Source organism: Afifella sp. IM 167 (assembly GCF_020144925.1).
In the GTDB taxonomy this organism is placed as follows: domain Bacteria; phylum Pseudomonadota; class Alphaproteobacteria; order Rhizobiales; family Afifellaceae; genus Afifella.
In genome coordinates this window covers 84,636-105,737 of the sequence record NZ_NSLC01000009.1, presented here as the reverse complement: position 1 = coordinate 105,737, position 21,102 = coordinate 84,636, and the positions used below count along the sequence as shown (strand labels likewise).

The window sequence follows — 21,102 nt, the reverse complement described above, 5'->3', positions numbered from 1 at the left end:
ATCGATCAGAAATGGCCCCGAATTCAATACGCTGAGCAATGCCTTCTTCGTTCGGATCGGCTCAATCCGAACGAGATGGTTCTAGTAGCTGTCCGGAACCGGCCCGGATGGTGAGCGCCATCAAAGCTGTAAAGCACCGAATAGGTGCATTTCACGGCCGGGAACGGCATCTTTTGGCGAATTGGACTTTCACTTACGATAACAATATTTCCAATCCGCGCGGCGCCTGTCTTTCCACTCGGAACGAAGCAGCAGCAGAGTTCGCGGACGAGCGTTTGGTGTGGGCCGCGAACGCGATGGTCTTGCAGATCATGGTCCGGCCGGCGCCGGGGGACTCGCTTCGACCGGACCCCTCGCCCGGCGCTCGGCAAACCGCATCACGAGCGCGAAAAAGACCGGCACGAAGAGGACGGCGAGGACGGTGGCCGAGATCATGCCTCCGAAGAGACCGGTGCCGAGGGCGTTCTGCGTCTCCGAGCTTGGTCCCCTGGCGATAACCAGCGGCACGATGCCGAGCGTGAAGGCGAGCGAGGTCATGACGATGGGGCGCAGCCGCAAACGGGCTGCCTCGACGGCCGCCTCGGCAAGCGAGCTTCCCTCCTCGTGCAGCTTGCGGGCGAATTCCACGATCAGCACCGCGTTCTTGGCCGAAAGGCCGATCAGGGTGATCAGGCCGACCTTGAAGAACACGTCGTTCTCAAAGCCACGCAGATGCACCGCGACGACCGCGCCCAGGATCCCGAGCGGCACGACCAGCATGACCGAAAGCGGGATCGCCCAGCTCTCGTAGAGGGCGGCGAGCACAAGAAAGACGACGACGAAGGAGAGCGCCATCAGAAGCGGCGCCTGCGCGCCGGATTGGCGTTCCTGGAGGGACTGGCCCGTCCATTCGACGGCGAAGCCGCCGGCAAGCCCCTTGGCGATCCGCTCGATCTCGTTCATCGCATCGCCGCTCGACACGCCGGGCGCGGCGTCTCCCGAGATGCTGAGCGAGGGGTATCCGTTGTAGCGATTGAGCTGGAGCGGGCTGACGGACCATTCCGGCGTGACCATCTCGTAAAGGGCGACCATGCCACCCTTGTCGTTGCGCACCTGCAGCTTCAGGACATCCTCGACCTGCATGCGGTCTTTCGCCTGCGCCTGCAGGATCACCTGCTGGAGACTACCCGCGCGCGGAAAGTCGTTGACGTAGGTCGAACTCATGGTGGAGGCGAGCAGGTCGCTGACGGCGGTGAAGGAGACCCCCAGGGCGCCGGCCTTCTGCCGGTCGACGCGAAGGTTCACGCTTGGCCCGCTGGGAAGGCCGTCCACGCGCACATTCCGCAGGAGCTTGCTCTGCCCCGCGAGAGCGACGAGCTTTTCCGCCGCATCGCGCAGCGCCGCCGCGTCGCGCCCGGCGCGGTCGACGAGGCGCATGGCGATGCCAGACGTTGTGCCCAATTCCTCGATGGCCGGCGGTTTCATGATGAGGATCTCCCCTTCCGTCGCCTGCCGCATCGCCCGTTCGGCCGCCGCGATTTCGGCGTCGGTGCTGCCGCTCCTTTCATCCCAGTCCCGGAGCGTGGTGAAGGCCATCGCCGCATTCGCGCCCGATCCGGAAAACCCGAAGCCCATGACGGAGAGATTGTTGGCGATGTCGGGGCGTGTCGCGGCGTGCCTGTCGAAGAGCTCGACGAGAGCCTGCGTCCGCTCGGCGGTGGCGTCGGCCGGCAGGGTGAAGGAGGTCATGAACGTTCCCTGGTCCTCGTCCGGCACGAAAGCGGTCGGCAGCGCGCGGTAGCCCAGCACCAGCGCGCCGACGAGGACGCCATAGACCAGCATGACACGGCCGACCCGCTTCACCAGCCAGCCGACCCATGCGGTGTACCGTCCCGTCAGCCTGTCGAAGCCCCGGTTGAACCCGGCGAAGAAACCCTTCCTCTCATGATGGGGGACGACCGGCTTGAGGATCGTGGCGCAGAGCGCGGGCGTCAGGCTGAGTGCCAGGAAAGCCGAGAACAGGATCGAGACCGCCAGCGAAACCGTGAACTGGCGGTAGATCGCGCCGACGGAACCGCCGGCAAGGCCCATCGGCAGGCACACCGCCGTCAGCACCAGGGTGATGCCGATGACCGCGCCCGTGATCTCCCGCATGGCGCGGCGCGTCGCCTCGCGCGGCGACAGGCCCTCGCTCGCCATGAGCCGTTCGACGTTTTCCACGACGACGATCGCATCGTCCACGATGATGCCGATGGCCAGCACCATGCCGAACATCGTCAGCGCATTGATCGAGTAACCGATGGCCCACATCACGGCGAAGGTGCCGAGGAGCGCGATCGGCGCGACGATCGCCGGGATCAGCGTGTAGCGGATGCTCTGGAGGAACAGCAGCATGATCAGGAACACCAGGACCATGGCCTCGGCGAGCGTCTGCACGACCTTGACGATCGAGAGCTTCACGAAGGGCGCGGTGTCGTAGGACACGGCGTAGGTGACGCCCGTGGGCATCGAAGGCTGCAGTTCGGCCAGGCGCGCGCGCACCGCTTCCGACGTGCTGACGGCGTTGGCGCCGGGCGCGAGCTGGATGGCGGCGGCGGTCGCCGGCTTGCCGCCGTCGAAGATGGAAAAGCCCATGGTCTGCGGGCCGACCTCGATGCGGGCGACGTCCCCGAGCGTCAGCGTCGAGCCGTCGGGCTGCGACCGCAGGACGATGGCGGCGAATTCCTCCGGCGTCTCCAGCTGGCCGCTGAGCGTGAGCGGGACGCTGACAGCCTGGCCGGGAACCGCCGGCGCCTCGCCGAGCCGCCCCGGCGCCACCTGGACGTTCTGCGTCTGGATGGCCTGGACGATCTCGGCCGTCGAGATCGAATAGGAGACGAGCCTGGCGGGATCGATCCAGATGCGCATCGCCGCCTCCGAGCCGAAGGACTGGACGCGGCCGACGCCAGGCACCTGCTTGAGCTCCAGCGCCAGGCGGCGCACGAGATAGTCTTCCAGCGCCAGCGGATCGGTCTCGCCCCCATCGGAGCGCAGGGACACGATCATCAGGAAGCCCGACGTGACGCCTTCTACGGACAGGCCCGCGCGGCGGACAGGCTCGGGCAGGCGCGGCTCGATGGATTTCAGGCGGTTTTGCACATCGATCTGGGCGAGCTCCGGGTCGGTGCCGGGCTTGAAGGTGACGGTAATGTTGGCACTGCCGGAGGAGTCGGAGGAGGACTCGAAGTAGAGGACGTTCTTGACCGCCGTCAGTTCGCGCTCGATCGGCGCCGTGACGCTGTCGTTGACCGTCCGCGGGCTGGCGCCGGTGTAGCTGGCGAATATGCTGATGCTCGGCGGCGCGATCACGGGAAACCGCGAGACCGGAAGCTGCGGGATCGCGGCGATGCCGGCCAGCACGATGAAAATCGCGATAACCCAGGCAAAGACCGGGCGCTCGATGAAGAACTGAGGCATGGGCGGTCTCCTCAGGCCTTGGTCTGGGGTGAGGAAGGCCGGTAGGGAACAAGCTCCAGCGGCCCGCCGGCCTCCGTGCGATCCTGACCCCGCACGACCACGGTCTCGCCGGGCTTCAGGCCGGAGAGGATCACATACTGGCGGTCCACCAGCGGCCCGAGTTCGACGTCGCGGCGGCTGGCGGTATTGTCGTTCCCGATCACGGCGAGTTGGGCCCGTCCGGACGGATCGCGGAGCACGGCTTCCTGCGGCACCGTCAACGCATTCGCATAGATGGCGCTCGGCACCCTGGCGCGCAGATACATGCCGGGCAGCAACTGGCGGGAAGGGTTGGGCACCTCGACACGCATGGCAATGCTGCCCGTTCCGGGATCCACCGTGCTCTCGGAGAAGAGGATCCTGCCCTGGAAGTCGTAGGGCCTGCCCGTGATCGTCAGAATGTCGACCGGAAGAGCGCCGGCCTCCTCGCTGCTGCCCCTTTCGAGCATTTCCTCCAGCAGCTCCCGGCGCATTGAGGGCTGGCGGACGTCGAGGTAGACGCGGTCCATCTGCTGGACGACGGCGAGGGCGGTCGATGCGCCGACGGAAGCAAGGCCCCCCTCGGTGACGAGGGCCTGGCCAATGCGTCCCGCGATCGGACTGCGGACGGTCGCGTAACCCAGTTCCAGCTTGCGGCGGGTCAGGTTGGCCCGCGCCTCGGCGACATTTGCGCGTGCCCGCGCCAGCTCGGCCGTCGCATCTCCCAGCGCTGCGGCGCTCGCGGTTCGGGCGTCCGCGAGCGCCTTTATCCGGTTGTGCTTGGCGTCCGCGTTGAGAAGATCCGCCTTCGCCCGGGCCAGCGCCGCGGTCGCCGCCTCAACGTCGGCGGCGAACGGCGCGGGGTCGATCTGGAAGAGCGGCTGGTCGGCCGCCACCTCCGAGCCTTCGGTGAAGAGGACTTTCTGGACGATGCCGCCGACCTGCGGGCGGATCTCGGCCGTGCGCAGGGCCGAGACACGCCCCGGCAGCTCGTCGGTGACGACCACCCGGCGCGGCTGGACCGTGAGCACAGCGACGCGGGCGGCTTCAGCCGGTGGTTCCGGCGATGCCGCCTCGCTCTCGCCCCGCGTGCAGGCACCGAGCAGCAGGGCAGCGGCCAGGAGGGCTGGGATGGAGAAGCGGCGCAGAGGCGGCATTTTTTGGTTTCCATGACAATGGCATCGTCGCCGGGGCGCGACGCGGTCTCTATCGATCCCCACCGTTGGCGCACCGTGGAGCCTGTGTTGCGGTTTCGTGGAGACGTGCGGCGACCGCTCGACGCGCGGCGAGCGAGGTGGCATCCAGTGGACGAGGAGAACGCCGGCCATGACAGCCCTGGTTCTGATCGCCGAGGACGACGACGAGATCGCGGCCATTCTCGACGCCTATCTCGTGCGCGAAGGGTTCCGCACGGTGGGCGCACGCGACGGGCGCACCGCGCTCGACCTCCATCTGGCACTGAAGCCAGATCTCGTGCTTCTTGACGTCACCATGCCGCGTCTCGACGGATGGGAGGTGCTGGCGGAGCTGCGCCGCCGGGGCAACACGCCCGCCATCATGATCACGGCGCTCGACCAGGATATCGACCGCCTTCAGGGGCTGCGCATCGGTGCGGACGACTACGTCGTGAAGCCATTCAACCCGATCGAGGTGGTAGCGCGGGCGAAGGCGGTTCTCCGCCGATCGGGGCTGGCCAGCGCCGCGGGCGTGCTGCGCGTCGGCGAGCTCTCGATCGATCTCGACGCATATCAGGCGAGTTTCGGCACGGCGTCTCTTCCGCTGACGCTGACCGAGTTCCGGATCCTCGCCCACATGGCGCGAAACCCGACCAAGGTTTTTACCCGGAGCGAACTGGTGGATGCCTGCCTGCCGGGCTCGGACGCGCTCGACCGGACGGTGGACAGCCACCTCAGCAAGCTGCGGCGGAAGCTGGAGCAGGCTGGCGCGGTCGGCCTCCTGCCCGGCGTGCGCGGCGTCGGCTATCGCCTGACGACCTGATGCCATGAAGCTGCGCGCCGGCCTGAGCCGCCAGATCCTCATCGCCATGTCCGCCATCACCGTGGTGGCGGGGCTGCTCGTCTTCTTCGGCACCTATCTCGCCTACACGGCGATCATCGCCTTCTATCCACGGCTCGACACGCAGGGCGAGTGGCTCACGGCAACGGATCTCGCGATCCTGGGGGCCGCCATCCTCGTCGCCCTGCCGATTGCGGCCTTCGTCGCCCTGCGCCTCGCGCGCCGCATTCTGGAGCCCCTGGAAACGCTCGCCCAGAGCGCCCGGCGCATCGCGGGCGGCGACCTGTCGGCGCGGGTTCCGCCCGGCGATCGCTCGCTGGGGGAGACCGCCGGATTGATCGACGACTTCAACACCATGGCGCAGCGCCTGGAGGACATGGCCGCCGACATGGCACTCTGGAACGCCACGATCGCGCACGAGCTGCGCACGCCGCTCACCGTCCTGAAGGGTCGCCTGCAGGGCATGATCGACGGCGTGTTCGAACCGGACGAGCGCGCGCTCCGGGGTCTGGTCCTCCAGGTGGACAGCCTGGCAAGGCTGGTGGAGGATCTGCGCACGGTGACGCTCGCCGATAGCGGGCATCTGGACCTGCACATCGAACCGGTCTGTCTGTCGCAGGAGATCGGGCAGATGGCCGAGCTCCTGGCGCCCGACCTGAAGGCCCAGGGTTTTTCCCTCGCACTCGAGCTTTCCGATGTCGTCGTGCTGGCCGATGCGACGCGCATCCGGCAGGCTCTTCTGGCGCTCGTCACCAATGCGCGGCGCTATGCCAACCGGGGTGCGATCACGATCTCTCTTGGGAAAAGCGGCGGCGAGACGGTGCTGGGTGTCGCCGACGAGGGGCCGGGCCTCACGCCCGAGATGGCGAGGCGCGTCTTCGATCCCTTCGTCCGCGGCGATCAGGCTCGATCCGGGGAGCCGGGCGGCAACGGGCTCGGGCTGTCGGTCGTGCGCGCGATCGTGGAAGCGCATGGCGGGCGGCTGCGCTATCGTCCCTCGAGAAGCGGCGGTGCGCTGTTCGAGATGGTGCTCAGGACCGAGACGCGCGCTCCGGACGCGAGGAGGGGATAAACGCCGCCCGCCTGCCATCGATATGGCCGGGGCAGAGCCCGCGAGTTTCAGCCTTTTTTTGGATGTCCGCTGCCTGTTTCTCCGAGAACGGGGCTGAAGGGCCTGGAGGGGTGGATCCAGAACGGCAGCTTTCCGCTCCGTCGATGGCTACAGGTGCCCTCGTCCCCGGCGACCGGACATTTTCGGCCGGAGGATCGATCCTCTCCGGATCCGGCTATCTATTCGGGACTTCCGTAACCGCCACCGCCGGCCGCATGGCAGACGATCCGGTCGCCCGGCCCAAGCTCGGCGCCGCTCTCGCGCGGTCCGAGCGGGATGCGGCTGCCATCCGCCCTTTCGATCCAATAGGCGTGGCCCTGCCCGTCAGCACCGCCAGCCAGACCGTAGGGCGGCACGCGAACGCCGTCACCGCTCGTCGCAATGGTCGCGCCGCCTTCACCCTCGTAACGGATACGAATGACACCGCCCTCCCCACCACGTCGCCGTCCGGCGCCGCCCGAGCCTTCACGCAAGGCATATTCCTCGACCACGAGCGGATAGGAAGCCTCCGTGCGCTCTATGCTCGGTGACGGGGTTCCCCCCGGATTGTGGATGCCGCCGAGATTGGGCCAGCCTTCGTGGCTGGCATTGGCACCGGCCCCGCCGCGGTTGAAGAAGAAGTGCCAGATAAACGGCTCTCCGCCGGCATGCGCGCCGGCGAGGGCGAAGCGAAAGCGCCGGGCGAAGCCGGCGATGGCGGCCTGCGGACAGGCATCGGCCATCGCCTTCAGCACGGCTTCGATGATGGCGCTTGCGGTCAGCGAGGTGCAGGCGGCGACGGGACCGGGCTCACGCGGATCGACGATCGATCCCGGCCGCGTCAGGATTTCCAGCGGCCGTGTCGCCCCGTCGTTCAGCATGCCCTCATCGTCGCTGAGATACAGCAGCGCCACGATGACGGCGGCGCGGGTGTTGGCGATGGGGCTGTTGAGGAAGCTCGCCATCTGGTCCGGACAATCGCGCAGGTCGACGATTATTCTCTCTGGCGACAGATCGATGCTCGCCGAGATCGGGATCAGCGGCTCGTCCCCCTCCCCCTCCAGATGGCTGATTCCCGCATAGTGCCCCGGCCGGCAAGCGCGCAGGAACCGCAGCATATGCGCTTCGCCCGAATCGAGCACCGCCGCCGCGCAGCGCGCCGACGCCTCCGCGCCATAGCGTGCGATCAGGCCCGCCACGCGCTCCGCCCCGCTGCGAACCGCGGCGATCTGGGCCTGGATATCGCCCTTCAGGTCGTCGCCCTTGCGCGAGTTGAGCGCGAGGAGCTGGAGGAGATCGGCGCGCAACGCGCCCTCCTCGATCAGCTTCATCGGAGGTATGCGCAGCCCTTCGTGCCAGATCTCGGTGGCGGCCGGGCTGTAGCTGCCGGGCGAGATCCCGCCGATGTCGCCCTGGTGGGCTCTGAGCCCCACCCAGAACCGGACCGCGCCGCCGTCAAAGACCGGCATGGCCATGGTGACATCGGGAAGATGGCTGCCGCCGGCATAGGGGTCGTTGGCAATGAGCATGTCGCCGGGCCGCAGGCTGCCCTCGAATGCCGCCGCCATCTTTTCGATCGCGAAGGGCATCGCGCCCATGTGGATCGGCACCCGCTCCGCCTGGGCCAGGGTTCTCGCCTGCCCGTCCATCACAACGCTAGAGAAATCCCGGCTCTGGTTGAGGATCGGCGAAAAACAGGTACGCGCCATGGTCTCGACCATCTCCTCGGCGATGGCGCGGAGCTTGTGCTGGACGACGGCGAGGGTCAGCGGATCGACGTCGTCCGCCGGGCTCGGGATGGCCATGGCTCAAACACCTCCACGGGTTATGACGAGGCTGCCGTTCGGCTCGACGGTGGCGCGGCTGCCCGGCAGGACGAGGACGGTCGTGGAGTCGGAATCGACCAGGCCCGGCCCCTCGAAGACGGCGCCCGAGCCGAGGTCGTCGAACCAGTAGGCGGGGCAGTCGATCCATTCATCGAGATAGAGCCGTCGCGATCCGTAGGGCACGGCGGAAGAGGTTTCGACCACCGGCAGCGTGAGCGCCGGAATCCGGCCGAGAGCGGCGAGCCGGCAGCTGTCGATGAAGCCGGGCTCATCATGGGAGTGGTGAAAGAGCCCGCGGTAAAGGTCGGTGAACCGCTCCTGCAGCAGTGCCGGCCCGTCCCCCTCCAGCTCCTCCTGCGTGAGCGGAACGTCGATGCTGTCCACCTGGCGACGATAGCGACATTCGACGGTCAGCCGCATCACCTGCCGCTCGCCCGAAAAACCGTCCCGGAGCAGCGCTTCGCGGCCCTCGTTGACGAGCTCGCCGAAAATCTCACGGAGGCCCCCGGGCGAGATCCTGTCCAGGGGCCTGCCGAGGCTGCGGCTGAAGTCGTGCCGAACCTCCGTGGCGAGAAAGCCGAGCGCCGAGAGGACGGATGCCTGACGCGGCACGATCGCCTTGGGAATTTCCAGCTCGCGCGCGACGGCGTCGGCGTGGAGGCCGCCGGCACCGCCGAAACACATGAGAGCGAAATCGCGCGGATCGGCCCCGCGCCGGACGGTGGCGAGCCGGATACCCTCGGAGATTTTCGAGACGGCGAGTTGCTGGATGGCAAAGGCCGCCTCCTCCACGCCGATCTGCAAAGGGGCGGCAATCTCGCGCTCGATCGCGGCGTGGGCGAGCGCCGGCGCGATCTTCAGCCGGCCGCCGAGAAAGGAACCCGGAGCAATGCAGCCGAGCACGACGTTCGCATCGGTCAGCGTCGCCCGGTTGCCGCCGCGCCCGAAGGCGGCGGGCCCGGGGGTGGCGCCGGCGCTTTGCGGTCCGATGGTCAGAATGCCGGCGGGATCGAGGCAGGCGATGCTGCCTCCGCCAAGGCCGACCGGATTGATCTCGATGGCACTCACCGCGATCTTCAGGTCGGACATCGTCTTCGACGGGCTCTCGATCGGCACATGGCCTTCGACCACGCAGACATCGCTGCTGGTGCCCCCGGTGTCGTAGCTGACCACGTTTTCCAGGTTCATCGAGCGCGCGAACAGAGCCGCCGCACGAGCGCCGCCGGCCGGCCCGCTCGTCACGGCGCCCACGGCGCGCCTTCCAGCCTCCGCGATCGGCAAGACACCGCCATTCGACTGCATGACGAGGATCGGCGCCGTGGCCCCGTCCGCGGCGAGCCGATCCGACAGGCGGCGGAGATATCGGCTAAAACCCGGCCCGACATAGGCGTTGACCACGGCCGTCGACAGCCGGTCATACTCGCCTTCCTTGGCCAGAAGCTCGCTTGCCATGGAGACGTAGACGGGCCATCCGGACTGTTCGATCCGCTCCAGGGCGAGCCGCTCGTGCCCGGAATTGCGGTGCGCGTGCAGGAAGCAGATGGCGACGGCATCGACGCCGGCGTCTTTCAGCTCGGCGATTGCGCGATCCAGATCCTCCAGGTCGAGGGCGGTCTCCACGCTGCCGTCCGCCCGCAGCCGCTCCCTCACCTCCTTGCGCAGTTCCTTCGCAACGAGCGGTTCCGGGAACGGATCGCGCAGGGAGTAGCGCCGCGCCTTCGTGCCCTCACGCATGACGAGCAGGTCGCCAAACCCCGCGGTCGTCAGGAGCCCTACCCTGGCGCCGTTGCGCTCGACGAGGATGTTCGTCGCCACCGTCGTTCCGTGTACGAGCATCTCAAGGTCTTGCAGTAGCGCCTCGAAGGAGAGGCCAAGCTCGGCGGCGAGCAGGTGCAGCCCCTCGATCACCCCCCTGGAGGGATCATCGGGCGTCGAGCTCGTTTTGACGAAGACGAGCCCTCGCTCGGAAGTCGTCGCCACGACGTCCGTGAACGTGCCGCCGACATCGATGCCGATGCGCATGGGTGATGGTTCCTTGCTTCGCACGCGATCGCGCCAGCCACAGGCGGGCGGCCGCTCCAATCCCGCCCTTCCGGCGCTACGAGGGCGCCCCTTCCGCCTCGCTCGCCCGGCGTCGCCGGTTTCCGTAGGCCGCCCGGAGGAGGCTGCCGACCAGGATGACGATGATTGCGAGCGAGACTGGGCGCTGGAAGAACGCAAGATACCAGTCGTGCCCAAAGATCTGCATGGTGCGGATCAGCTCGGCGTCGGTGATGGAAGCGAGCATCACCCCCATGACGAGAGCGGCGGGCGAATAATCGTAGCGCTTCATGAAATAGCCGAGCACGCCGAAGCCCAGCATCATCCAGACGTCGAACATGGCGTTGCGCAACGCAAAGGTGCCGTAGATCGACAGGATCAGGAGGACCGGCACGAGAACGCGCGTCGAGACAGTGAGCGCGCGCGACATTGCGTGGCCGGCCAGGGCGGCGAACAGCACCATGGCCGGCTGCGAAAGGATCGCGGCGATGATCAGCCCGTACACCAGGGTCGGCTGCTGAACGACCATCATCGGACCGGGCTGCAGCCCCTGCATGGTCAGGGCGCCAAGAATGACGGCGGTGGTCACGCTGCCCGGCACGCCGAGCACGAGAGAGACCGTCAGCGCGCCGCCCGAGCAGGCGTTGTTGGCCGATTCCGCAGCGACGATCGCCTCCGTGGAGCCCTTGCCGTAGGTCTCGGGCTGGCGCGACATGCGGCGCGCGACCGAATAGGAGGAAAAGGCCGCCAGGGTCGCGCCGGCGGCGGGAATCAACCCGACACCCATGCCGATCATGGAGGAGCGCAGGAGCGTCCACGGCATGCGCAGGGCTTCGCCGAAGCCTGCGAAGATGGCGCCCATGCTGCGATTGACGTCGATGTCGGAGTCCACGACCGTGCTGCGCCCGGCGAGCATGAGCAGCTCCGCAACGACGAACATGCCGATCAGAACCGGCACGATCTGGACGCCGTCGGCCAGAAAGGGCTCGCTGAAGGTGGCACGCCATTCCCCGGTCGGCACGATGCCGATGGTGCCGATCAGAAGGCCGAACATGCCGGAAGCGAGGATCTTTGCCGGCGAGCCCGTCCCGACCGCCCCCAGCACCATGACCCCGCTGAGTGCGATCAGGAATATCTCGGTCGGACCGAAGGTCAGCGCCACCTGGGCGATCGAGGCGATGCCGAACAGCATCAGGAAATAGGAGAGCAGGCCGCCCAGGGCCGAGGCGGCGATGGCAACGCCAAGCGCACGACCCGACTGGCCGAGCCGCGTCAGCGCATGGCCGTCGAGTGCCGTTGCGGCATTCTCCGGCGCGCCCGGGGTGTTGAGCATGATCGCGGTGATCGCGCCTCCGTAGGTCACCGCGACGTAGACGGAGGTCAGGAAGATGAGCCCCGTCAGCGAATCCATCGTGAAGGTGAGCGGAAGCAGGACCGCCACGGCCATGCCGGAGGAGAGGCCCGGGGTCGCCCCCACGATGATGCCGAGCAGCGTGCCGAGGAGCACGAAGGCGGCCGCGTGCAGGGTGAAGGCAGCCTCGAAGCCGTCGGAAAGGTGGGTGAGGAATTCCATGTCGCGCTCAGCCGAAAAGGCCGGCCGCGAGGCCGTGAGGGATGCGGGCGTGGAGAACGACCCAGAAGATCAGATGCAGGCCGAGCGCCGTGCCGACCGGCAGGAGGATCAAGAGCGACAGGCGCCGCTCGCCGAGGGCGAAGGCGACCGCAAGGGTCGTTAGGGCGGTGAAGACAATACCGCCGAGGAAGTTCCAGGCGCAGAGGAGGATCGCCGGCACGAGAACCACCGCAATGCGTGCGAGCGTGAAGACCGGCTGCGGTGCCGTGTCGGCCTCGCCTTCAACCGCCGCGGCCTCATCCGTCGGCTCCTCCGCAAGCCGTTGCCGGAAGAGCTTGAGGAAGATCGCGGCGATCAGGGCGAGTAAGGCGAGGGTCAGCGCCGTGGGAAAAAGCCTGGCCTCGAAGCTGAGCCCGTAGGCCTGTCGCCAATAGGCGACGACGAAGATCAGCATCGCCGTCGGCACGACCAGTTCGCCGAGGGGGAATCTCTTGGTCATGTCCTCAATCCCGATTGCGGCGGGCGGATGCGCCGATGCGCCTCCGCCCCTTCGCTTCCTTTGCCGAGAGCTTTCAGGCTGCAGGACTTCCGATGGCATCGAGCGGCGCCGCCGTGAAGCCCTGCAGGCATGGGCCTACTCCGCGATGCTTTTGACCGTCCTGGCGGTGGCGTCGAACGAGGACTGGAATTTCTCTCCGGCTGCGCGCTTGGACAGATCGTCGAGTCCCGCCTTCTCCACGGCCGCAAGGTAGCTGTCGGAATTCATCGCCTTCAGAATGGCGTCCTGCAGCGTCTTGTAGTGGTCCGGATGCTCGTTCTTCATGGCCGTCTGGACAGCGTAGATGCCGAAGCGGGCGAGGAAGTCCGGCGTCGGGACATCGGCGCCATATTTCGGCAGGACGTCCTTCATGACCTCGGCCTCGGGCCAGCGGGGGCTCGGCCCATCAGATGCGATCAGCAGAGCGCGGGATTCGCTGCGGATGTTCATGCGGGAGAAATCGTCGCCGAGCGCGGCGGTGACGTGCCCGCCGAGCATGGCATTCGCCGCATCGCTGCCGCCGCCATAGCCGACGATGCGGACATCGAGATCCAGCGACTTGACCAGCCATTGCGCGAACATTTCCTGGGCGCCGCCCTGGGCGGCGGAGATCGTCAGATCGCCGGGATGCTCCTTCGCCGCCTTCACGAAATCCTCGAAGGTCTTGTACGGGCTGTCCTTGGTGACCAGAAGAATGCGCGGATCGGTGACGTCGACCACGATCACCTTGAGGTCGTCGCGCGAAAAGGGTGCCTTGTTGAGAAGCGGGCCCATGGTGAGGTCGGGCTCATTGGTCGCCAGCAGAACCGGCGCGTCAGCAGGCTCGCGCAGAACGGCCATCGCGGCCACCTGACCGCCACCGCCGGGAAGGTTCTGGACCGTGACCGGCACGCCGAGAATCTCCTGCAAAGGCTCGGCGAGAAGCCGGGCCTGGCGATCGGTTCCGCCGCCGGCGGAATAGGAGACGATGATCTGAACCGGGTCGGTCGGCCAGTCCTGCGCGCTCGCATGGGATGAGGCGGCGAAGGCCAAGCCAGCGACCAGGGTCGCACCGAGGCAGCTCCTGACGAAAGATGCACCAAACATGTAACAGGTTCCCCTTTTTTTGGCGGCCACCCGCGCCGAGCCCGGGTGATCGGTGTCGCCGCGCGCATTCGCACCGCGGCTCTTCTCCACGTCGTGCACCAAGTGCGGCACGCGACCACCGGGGAGAATAAAGAGACTAGTCAACTAGTCAAGTTGACTCCATCGCGACCAAATCAATCGTCCTGGCGCACCTGGTAGGGGATGCGGAACTGCTCCCTGTAGAAGGACTCGCCGAAGACAAGCGCCCTCCCCTCCGCATTCCGCAGCGTGTAGTCGCGAATGAGCAGGGGCGCTCCCTGCTGGACTTTCAGCAGCTCGCTCAGCGTCGCCCCGGCGGAGCCGACCCGGATGACGCCCTCGATCGCGGCGACGGGCTGTTGCACCAGCTCTTCCAGGATGCGGTGGATCGAGAGGGTATTCAAAGCGCTGACGGTCAGCTGGTCGCCGATGTCGGCGGGAATGAAGCGGCGCTCAAGGCTCAGCGGAACGGCATTGGCGAGACGCAGGCGCTCGAGAAGGTAGATCGAACCCGCGGGCTCGGAAAGCGCAGCTATCGCCTTGGAATCATTCGCCTCGCCGAAACTGAGGAGGCGGTAGGAGATCCGTTCTCCGCTCGCCGCGACCTGCTCGTCGAAGGAGCGGATGCGCGTCGTCTCGAACGGGATGGTGAGATCGGGCTGAAGAACGAAGGTGCCGCTTCCGGCCCGCCGCTGCACCAATCCCTCGAAGACCAGTTCCTGGAGGGCGCGCGCCACCGTCGCCCGCGTGGTCTTGAAGCGCCCGGACAGCTCCTTCTCCGAGGGAAGGCGCTCACCCGAACCGAACTCGCCCGATTCGATGCCATTGCGGATGTAGTCGCGGATCTGGACGTAGAGCGGGGGAAAAGCGCTGGCGGACGGCACGGGGTTTCTCCTCCACTTGAAATGACTATACAACTAGGCATTATAGCCACCCGAAGCGGAGGCTGGGCATCGCCGCCGCCAGTTGACGGAGAAGCATAGTCAGCTGGACGCGCACCTGTCCACGCATATGCCGCCACAAAACACGGCCGGAACGGCGAGACGAGACTTCATGAACCGACAGAAAGTGGCCATGCCCGACGAAGCGCCCGGCGATGAATGGATGAACATCGGCGCGGAAGTCGCCCGACGATTCGCGGACCTCGGCGCCGACGATTTCCCCGCCCCGGTGCGCGACACCGTCGGCCGGTTCCTGCTGGACACGTTCGGCGTGATCGCCGGGGCGGCGCGGGCGCCCGGGATCGCCGAAATGAACCGCGCGACCGCGGGCTTCGAACCGGAGGGGCGCACGACGGTCCTGCTGGACGAGGCCGGCCGCGGCCCGTCGATCGCTGCCATGCTCAATGGCGCTGCCGCGCACGCGCTGGACTTCGACGACCAGCACGATCCCGCCCGCATCCACGCTTTCTGCGTGGTCCTGCCGGCCGCCCTCGCCGCCAGCGAGGCAAAGGGGGGCGTCGATGGCCGCAGCTTCGTGACCGCGGTTGCCTGCGGCGTTGAACTATTCTGCCGCCTCGGCCTTGCCTGCTACAATAGCCTCGGCAAGGGCTGGCATCCGACGACGGCGCTCGGATCGATCGCCGCCGCCCTGACCGCCGGGCGCATCTTCGGCCTCGACGGGGAGCGAATGGCGCATGCCATGGGCCTCGCCTTCACCCAGATGAGCGGCACCACCCAGTTCATTGCCGACGGCGCGCTCGCCAAGCGCATGGGGCCCGGTTTTGCCGCCCGCAACGGCGTCCTCGCCGCCCGCCTAGCCGAAACCGGCGTGACCGGTCCTACCCGCTTCCTGGAAGGCAAGGCCGGCCTGTTCGCCCTCTACGAGCGCGGCGAGGTGACGCCCGATATCCTGCGCGAGAGGATCGGCAGCCGCTGGCACCTGCTCGACGTCTCCATGAAGCCCTATCCCTGCTGCCGCTGCGTGCATTCCACGATCCAGCTCGGCCTGGAGCTTTACGAAGAGGGCATCCGCCCGGACGACATCGCCTCCGCCACCATCACGCTGGGCGCGGTCAATGCCGATATCGTCGGTGCGCCGTTCGTTCCCGATCACGCCAACCCGGTGGTGCATGCCCAGTTCAACGCCTGCTACGGCCTCGCCGCGGCACTGACCGACGGGCGCGTCGGGCTTGCCACCTACACGGCCGAGCGGGTGCGGGCGCCGGAGAGCGCGCTCGCAAGCCGTTTCGAGGTGGTGGTGCCCGGCACCATCGAGGCCACGGCGATAGCGCCGGCCGCCATCGAGATCGTGCTGAAGGACGGCCGCACCGTCTCCAAGAGCACCCAGACCATGAAGGGCGCGCCCGACCAGCCCATGTCACCGGAGGAAATCTCCGACAAGTTCGCCGACTGCCTGGCCTGGGGCTTCGGGGCCGACCGGGCGACGAGCGACCGGCTCGCCGAGACCATCCTGGCCATCGAAGGCGCCGACGACATCCGCGACGTCGTCGCCGCGTTTCGCGCGGCGCGCGCGGATGGCTGAAAACCCTTCTCGCTCCAACAGGGATGACACGCAAAGCATCATGACCAAGCAGCGTTTTCGCCTCGGCGTCGACATCGGGGGCACCTTTACCGACATCGTCATGATCGGCGACGACGGGCAGATCTTCTCCAAGAAGATCCTCTCCACGCCGAAGGACTATTCCGAAGCGATCGAGGTCGGAACGCGGGCGCTCTTCCAGGAGCTCGACGTCGCGCCCGAGCAGGTCCGCGAGTTCGTCCACGCCACCACGGTCGCCACCAACACGATCATCGAGCGCAAGGGCGCCAAGGTCGGGCTCGTCACCACGCGCGGCTTCCGCGACGTGCTGGAGATCGCCCGTTTTCGCACCCCCCGCCTCTACGACATCACCTACCGCAAGCCGGATCCCCTGGTGCCGCGCGATCTGCGCTTCGAGGTGAGCGAGCGCATCGGCGCCGACGGCGCGATCGTCGCCCCGCTCGATGAGAGCGAGCTTGAGGCGATTGCCGCCGCCTTCGAGGCGGCCGGCGTCGAAGCCGTCGCCATCACCCTCATCAACTCCCACGTCAACGCCGCCCACGAGCAGCGCCTGGCAGCGTTCTTCCGCGAGCGGATGCCGGACATCATGGTCACGGCGTCGTCGGACCTCGTCCCGCAGATCGGCGAATACGAACGCACGTCGACCGCCGTGGTGAACGCCTACCTCCGGCCGATCGTCACGCGCTATATCGAGGCGTTGAAGGGGCGCCTGGATGCGATCGGGATCACCGCGCCGCTGATGATCATGCAGTCCTCGGGCGGCATCGCGCCGGGCAGGCTCGTCAAGGACCAGCCGATCACCATCATCGAGAGCGGCCCGGCCGCCGGCGTGCTTGGCGGAGCCAGGCTCGCGCAATATCTCGGCCTTGGCGACATGCTGGTCTTCGACATGGGCGGGACGACCGCCAAGGCGACGCTGACGGAAAACGGCGTCTACACCGTTTCGCCGGAGACAGAGGTCGGCGGCGAGCCCGTGCTCGGAGCGCGCATGGTGCGCGGCGCCGGCTATCCGGTGCAGGTGCCGACCATCGACATCGCCGAAGTGGGCGCCGGCGGCGGCAGCCTCGCCGCCGTCGACAGTGCCGGCGGCATCACCGTCGGCCCGCGCAGCGCCGGTTCGGAACCCGGCCCGATCGCCTATGGTCGCGGCGGCACGCAGCCGACGGTCACCGACGCCAATCTGATGCTGGGCTATCTCAATCCGGAAGCGCTCGTCTCCGGCGAGCTCTCGCTCGACAGCGCCGCCGTGAAGGCGGCCTTCGCGAAGCTTTCCGGCGAACTCTCAGTCGAGGAGACCGAGGCAGCCTACGGGGTCCATCTGATCGCCAACGCCACCATGCTGCGCGCCCTGCGCGGCGTGACTTCGGAGAAAGGCCGCGACCCCTCCCAGTTCGCCATGATGGCGATCGGCGGCAACGGGCCCGTGCACGCCTGTTCGCTTGCCGAGGAAGCAGGGGTGGGCCGGGTGGTGATGCCGCCCGTCGCCGGGCTTTATTCGGCGCTCGGCATGCTTTTCGCCGATGTCGAGCACCAGCTGGTCACGGCCTTCTACCACCGGTTCGACGAGACCGACCGGCACGCCCTGCAGCAGGCGATCGACGGCCTGGTCGCGCAGGGCCGCAAGCTTCTCGACGGCCAGGGCTTCGCCCCCGACCGGCAGGACATGCGCATCGACATTGACATGAAATATGTCGGCCAGACCGCGCCGCTCACGGTGACGCTCGCCGGCCTTGCGGCAGACGAAGCGGCAATGGGCGAACTCATCACCTCCTTCCACGACCAGCATCACCGCACCTTCGGCTACGCATCGAAGGGCGAACCCCTGCAGTTCGTGGCGGTGAAGGCCGTCTGCCGCGGCATTCCGGACGCCCCGCGGATGCCCGAGCAGTGCCGCCGCGGCAACGAGCGCAGCCTCGGCGCGAGCGGCCGCAAGGCCTATTTCGGCCTCGAGCACGGCTGGTGCGACACGCCGGTCATCACCCGCGCGGAGATGAAAGACGCGCCGCGCGCCGGACCGCTGATCGTCGAGGAATACGACACCACCTGCGTCATCCGGCCGGGCTGGGAGGCGAAACTGGACCACTGGAACAACATCCACCTCACGCGTACCGGGGAGGCCGCACAATGAGCCAGATCAGCCCGATCCGGCGCGAGCTGTTGAAGAACGCTCTCGTCACCATCGCCGACAATGCGCTCGTCATGGTGACGCGCACCGCGCGCACGGCGAACGTGAAGAACTCCATGGATTTCTCCGCAGCCATATGCGACGGCGACGGCAACCTCGCCGCCCAGGGGCTCGCCGTTCCGGTCCATCTCGGCGTCGTCATGCCGGCGCTGAAAGGCTGCCTGGACTATTTCGGGGACGACATCCGCGAAGGCGACGTGCTCGCCTCCAACGACCCCTATTCCGGCTGCTCGCACCTCAACGACATCTTCACCTTCAAGCCCGTTTTCGTGGACGGAAAGCGGGTGGCCTTCGTCGTGCTGGTCCTGCACCACACCGATCTGGGCGGCCGTGTGCCGGGCGGAAACGCCGCCGACAGCCAGGAAATCTTCGAGGAGGGGCTGCGGCTGCCGCCGGTGAAGATGCGCGAAAGCGGCCAGGCCAGCGATGCCGTCTTTCGCATCATCGAGGCGAATACCCGCATCCCGGAGCGGGTCATGGGCGACCTTCATGCCCAGCTCGCCGCCCTCGACGAGGCCGCGCGCGAGGTGGAGAAAATCGCCCGCCAGATGACCTCGGCGACGTTTGGCGCCTATCTTGTGGATCTCGTCGACTATGCCGAAGAGCTGACGCGCAACTCGATCTCCGAGCTTCCCGACGGCGAGGTGGAGTTCGACGAATGGAACGACGACGACGGCGCCGGCCACGGCCCGATCCACCTGCATCTGAAGCTGACCAAGAAGGGCGACGAGATCGTCTGCGATTTCACCGGCACCCAGGACGACACCGGCGGCGCGGTCCACTGCAACTGGGAGTTCGCAGTCTCCTGCACCTATGCGGCGCTGCGCACGGTTCTCGCCGCGGAGATTCCCAACAATGCCGGGCTGTATCGGCCGATCACCGTGACGGCGCCGAAGGGGACGTTCATCTCCGTCGAATTCCCCGCCGCCGTCGGCTCGCGCGGGCAGATCGGCTTTCGCCTGCGCTCCATCGTCCTCGGTGCTCTCGCCAAGCTCCTGCCCGGCCGGATGCCGGCCTGCGCCGGCGGCTCGGAGTTCGCTCTTGCCGCCTCCGGCCGCACGGAGACAGGCCGCTCGTTCCTGCACCTGGAGTTCCACAACAACACCGGTCTCGGCGGCGGCCCCGACCAGGACGGCCAGGACGCCGGCCCCTATTGCATCGGGAACCTCGCCAATGTGCCGATCGAGCTCATCGAGAGCGAGAATCCTATCCGGGTGGAGCGCTATGGGTTCCTGCCGGACACCGGCGGTTCCGGAGAGTTTCGCGGCGCGCTCGGCATCGTGCGCGACTATCGCTTCCTGACCGACGGCGTCAGGGTGCAGGTCCGCTCCGACCGATATACCTCCCAGCCCTGGGGCCTCTATGGCGGCGGGCCGGGCAAAGGCGGCAAACTCACCCTCAATCCCGGTTCCGACCGGGAAGAGGCGCTGCCGTCCAAGTTCATCCGCACGCTCGGCAGGGATGACGTGCTCAGCGCCGAGATGGCGGCAGCCGGCGGCTACGGCTCGCCGGAACGGCGCGAGCGGGCCGTCATCGCGCGCGATCTCGCCGAAGGCAAGATGAGCCTCGACCACGCCAAGACGGTCTACGGCTATCGCGGCGAGGAGGTCGGCGAGAGGTGAAGCCAAGCGCGAACGCCCATCTGATCGGCAGGAGCGACGCGCGGCAACGGCTGCTGACGCCGTCGCTCATCGTCGACCTTGCCGCGCTCGACCGGAACATCGCCGGGATGCAACGCCTCTGCGACCAGCATGGGGTGGCGCTCAGGCCTCACGCCAAGGCGCACAAATGCTCGTCCCTCGCTGCCCGGCAGATCGCCGCGGGCGCGGCAGGGATCTGTGCGGCGACGCCGGGCGAAGCGGAGGTCTTTGCCAACGCCGGCATCAACGACATTCTGCTGACATCCACCTTCGCCAGCGAGCAGGCCATCGCCCGGGTGGTTCGGGTTCGTGCGGGCGGCGCACGCCTCGCCTGCGTGGTCGACCATCCCGATGTCGCGGAGAGAATCGCCTTCGAGGCCCGGCGGCTCGGCGTTGTCGTGCCACTTCTCGTCGATCTCGACATGGGCCGCAAGCGCGCCGGCGTTGCCGGACCGGCGGAGGCCGTTCTTCTCGCCCGCCGTCTCCAGGAATGCGAGGGCGTGGAGCCGGCCGGGCTGCAGGCTTATGCGGGTCATCTCTCCCACACATGGGCATTCGAAGAGCGTAAGGCCGGGGCGGCCGAGGCGGCCTCGCGCATTTCGGCTGTGCTGGCGGCACTCGAGAGCGAGGCTCGATATACCCCCGCCCGGATAACGGGCGGCAGCACGGGCGCCGTCCTGCCGGAACTCGCCGGCGGCCTCTACACCGAGATGCAGTGCGGCAGCTACGCGGTCATGGATACCGAATACGCCGCCGTCGATCCCGACGGCAGCGGCGCGCCGATGTTCGCGCCGAGCGTTTTCGTCGCTACGTCGGTGACGAGCGCAAACCATCCGGGCCTCGCCACAGCGGATGCCGGCGAGAAGCGCCTGGTATCAAAATACGGGATTCCGCCGCTCATCGCGCGCGGGGCGCCCGAGGGCTCGGCCTATGCGGCCACCAGCGACGAGCATGGCCGCATCACCCTTCCCGAAGGCGCCTCGCTCGCGCCCGGAAGCCTCGTCGAACTCGTCGTTCCCCATTGCGACCCGACGATCAACCTCTACGACCATCTGTACGTGTTCGAGGGCGAACGGCTCTCGGAGGTCTGGCCGATCGACGCCCGGGGCGCGTGACGGCGCGCATCCTCGCTTAA

The 21,102-nt window shown here is 67.6% G+C and carries 14 protein-coding genes; 6 read left to right on the top strand and 8 right to left on the bottom strand.

The features are described from left to right. Nucleotides 1–309: 309 nt before the first annotated feature. Both CLD20_RS16325 and CLD20_RS16320 read right to left on the bottom strand, forming a co-directional pair. Entirely contained in the window at nucleotides 310–3,435 is a 3,126-nt protein-coding gene (locus CLD20_RS16325; protein WP_224407729.1) for a multidrug efflux RND transporter permease subunit, read from the bottom strand. 11 nt (nucleotides 3,436–3,446) lie between these two features. After that, nucleotides 3,447–4,610 carry an efflux RND transporter periplasmic adaptor subunit gene (locus CLD20_RS16320; RefSeq protein ID WP_224407728.1) on the bottom strand — a complete coding sequence of 388 codons (1,164 nt, stop codon included), beginning with the start codon at nucleotides 4,608–4,610 and terminating at the stop codon, nucleotides 3,447–3,449. A 169-nt stretch (nucleotides 4,611–4,779) separates the two neighbouring features. Here CLD20_RS16320 and CLD20_RS16315 point away from each other — a divergent pair, with 169 nt between their 5' ends. Both CLD20_RS16315 and CLD20_RS16310 read left to right on the top strand, forming a co-directional pair. After that, nucleotides 4,780–5,451, top strand: a complete 672-nt coding sequence (locus tag CLD20_RS16315; protein WP_224407727.1) for a response regulator — start codon at nucleotides 4,780–4,782, stop codon at nucleotides 5,449–5,451. Between the two features lie 4 nt (nucleotides 5,452–5,455). Then, a complete protein-coding gene (locus CLD20_RS16310; RefSeq protein ID WP_224407726.1) occupies nucleotides 5,456–6,541 on the top strand; it encodes an ATP-binding protein in 1,086 nt (361 codons plus the stop codon). A 218-nt stretch (nucleotides 6,542–6,759) separates the two neighbouring features. Here CLD20_RS16310 and CLD20_RS16305 read toward each other — a convergent pair whose 3' ends face one another. From CLD20_RS16305 to CLD20_RS16280, 6 genes are all read right to left on the bottom strand, one after another. Then, nucleotides 6,760–8,364, bottom strand: coding sequence for a hydantoinase B/oxoprolinase family protein (locus CLD20_RS16305; RefSeq protein ID WP_224407725.1), 1,605 nt, complete (start codon nucleotides 8,362–8,364; stop codon nucleotides 6,760–6,762). A gap of 3 nt (nucleotides 8,365–8,367) precedes the next feature. Continuing rightward, nucleotides 8,368–10,407 (bottom strand): hydantoinase/oxoprolinase family protein, encoded by a 2,040-nt coding sequence (locus tag CLD20_RS16300; RefSeq protein WP_224407724.1) that lies wholly within the window; start codon nucleotides 10,405–10,407, stop codon nucleotides 8,368–8,370. 76 nt (nucleotides 10,408–10,483) lie between these two features. Then, nucleotides 10,484–11,998: a tripartite tricarboxylate transporter permease gene (locus CLD20_RS16295; protein ID WP_224407723.1), complete on the bottom strand. Its 1,515-nt coding sequence runs from the start codon at nucleotides 11,996–11,998 to the stop codon at nucleotides 10,484–10,486. Between the two features lie 7 nt (nucleotides 11,999–12,005). After that, nucleotides 12,006–12,497: a tripartite tricarboxylate transporter TctB family protein gene (locus CLD20_RS16290; protein WP_224407722.1), complete on the bottom strand. Its 492-nt coding sequence runs from the start codon at nucleotides 12,495–12,497 to the stop codon at nucleotides 12,006–12,008. Nucleotides 12,498–12,632: 135 nt separating this feature from the next. Next, on the bottom strand, nucleotides 12,633–13,622 hold the full coding sequence (locus CLD20_RS16285; protein WP_224407721.1) for a tripartite tricarboxylate transporter substrate binding protein: 990 nt from the start codon (nucleotides 13,620–13,622) through the stop codon (nucleotides 12,633–12,635). A gap of 173 nt (nucleotides 13,623–13,795) precedes the next feature. Further along, nucleotides 13,796–14,524, bottom strand: a complete 729-nt coding sequence (locus CLD20_RS16280) for a GntR family transcriptional regulator (protein ID WP_224407720.1) — start codon at nucleotides 14,522–14,524, stop codon at nucleotides 13,796–13,798. A 169-nt stretch (nucleotides 14,525–14,693) separates the two neighbouring features. Between CLD20_RS16280 and CLD20_RS16275 the strand changes: the two genes are divergently transcribed. From CLD20_RS16275 to CLD20_RS16260, 4 genes are read left to right on the top strand one after another with little or no spacing between them, the layout of a single operon-like run. Next, nucleotides 14,694–16,124, top strand: a complete 1,431-nt coding sequence (locus CLD20_RS16275) for an MmgE/PrpD family protein (RefSeq protein WP_224407719.1) — start codon at nucleotides 14,694–14,696, stop codon at nucleotides 16,122–16,124. A gap of 40 nt (nucleotides 16,125–16,164) precedes the next feature. After that, on the top strand, nucleotides 16,165–18,270 hold the full coding sequence (locus CLD20_RS16270) for a hydantoinase/oxoprolinase family protein (RefSeq protein ID WP_224407718.1): 2,106 nt from the start codon (nucleotides 16,165–16,167) through the stop codon (nucleotides 18,268–18,270). Further along, complete coding sequence (locus CLD20_RS16265; protein WP_224407717.1) at nucleotides 18,267–19,949, top strand: hydantoinase B/oxoprolinase family protein; 1,683 nt, start codon at nucleotides 18,267–18,269, stop codon at nucleotides 19,947–19,949. The genes CLD20_RS16270 and CLD20_RS16265 overlap by 4 nt, the downstream gene beginning before the upstream one ends. Then, nucleotides 19,946–21,082: an alanine racemase gene (locus tag CLD20_RS16260; protein WP_224407716.1), complete on the top strand. Its 1,137-nt coding sequence runs from the start codon at nucleotides 19,946–19,948 to the stop codon at nucleotides 21,080–21,082. Before CLD20_RS16265 ends, CLD20_RS16260 begins: the two co-directional genes overlap by 4 nt. The last annotated feature ends 20 nt before the right edge of the window (nucleotides 21,083–21,102 follow it).

Excerpts from the sequence above, each read along its gene's own strand:
- CLD20_RS16270 (WP_224407718.1), top strand. The coding sequence starts at position 16,165 with ATGACCAAGCAGCGTTTTCGCCTCGGCGTCGACATCGGGGGCACCTTT.
- CLD20_RS16320 (WP_224407728.1), bottom strand. The coding sequence starts at position 4,610 with ATGCCGCCTCTGCGCCGCTTCTCCATCCCAGCCCTCCTGGCCGCTGCC.
- CLD20_RS16325 (WP_224407729.1), bottom strand. The coding sequence starts at position 3,435 with ATGCCTCAGTTCTTCATCGAGCGCCCGGTCTTTGCCTGGGTTATCGCG.
- CLD20_RS16290 (WP_224407722.1), bottom strand. The coding sequence starts at position 12,497 with ATGACCAAGAGATTCCCCCTCGGCGAACTGGTCGTGCCGACGGCGATG.
- CLD20_RS16275 (WP_224407719.1), top strand. The coding sequence starts at position 14,694 with ATGAACCGACAGAAAGTGGCCATGCCCGACGAAGCGCCCGGCGATGAA.
- CLD20_RS16300 (WP_224407724.1), bottom strand. The coding sequence starts at position 10,407 with ATGCGCATCGGCATCGATGTCGGCGGCACGTTCACGGACGTCGTGGCG.
- CLD20_RS16315 (WP_224407727.1), top strand. The coding sequence starts at position 4,780 with ATGACAGCCCTGGTTCTGATCGCCGAGGACGACGACGAGATCGCGGCC.
- CLD20_RS16310 (WP_224407726.1), top strand. The coding sequence starts at position 5,456 with ATGAAGCTGCGCGCCGGCCTGAGCCGCCAGATCCTCATCGCCATGTCC.
- CLD20_RS16295 (WP_224407723.1), bottom strand. The coding sequence starts at position 11,998 with ATGGAATTCCTCACCCACCTTTCCGACGGCTTCGAGGCTGCCTTCACC.
- CLD20_RS16285 (WP_224407721.1), bottom strand. The coding sequence starts at position 13,622 with ATGTTTGGTGCATCTTTCGTCAGGAGCTGCCTCGGTGCGACCCTGGTC.
- CLD20_RS16265 (WP_224407717.1), top strand. The coding sequence starts at position 18,267 with ATGAGCCAGATCAGCCCGATCCGGCGCGAGCTGTTGAAGAACGCTCTC.
- CLD20_RS16305 (WP_224407725.1), bottom strand. The coding sequence starts at position 8,364 with ATGGCCATCCCGAGCCCGGCGGACGACGTCGATCCGCTGACCCTCGCC.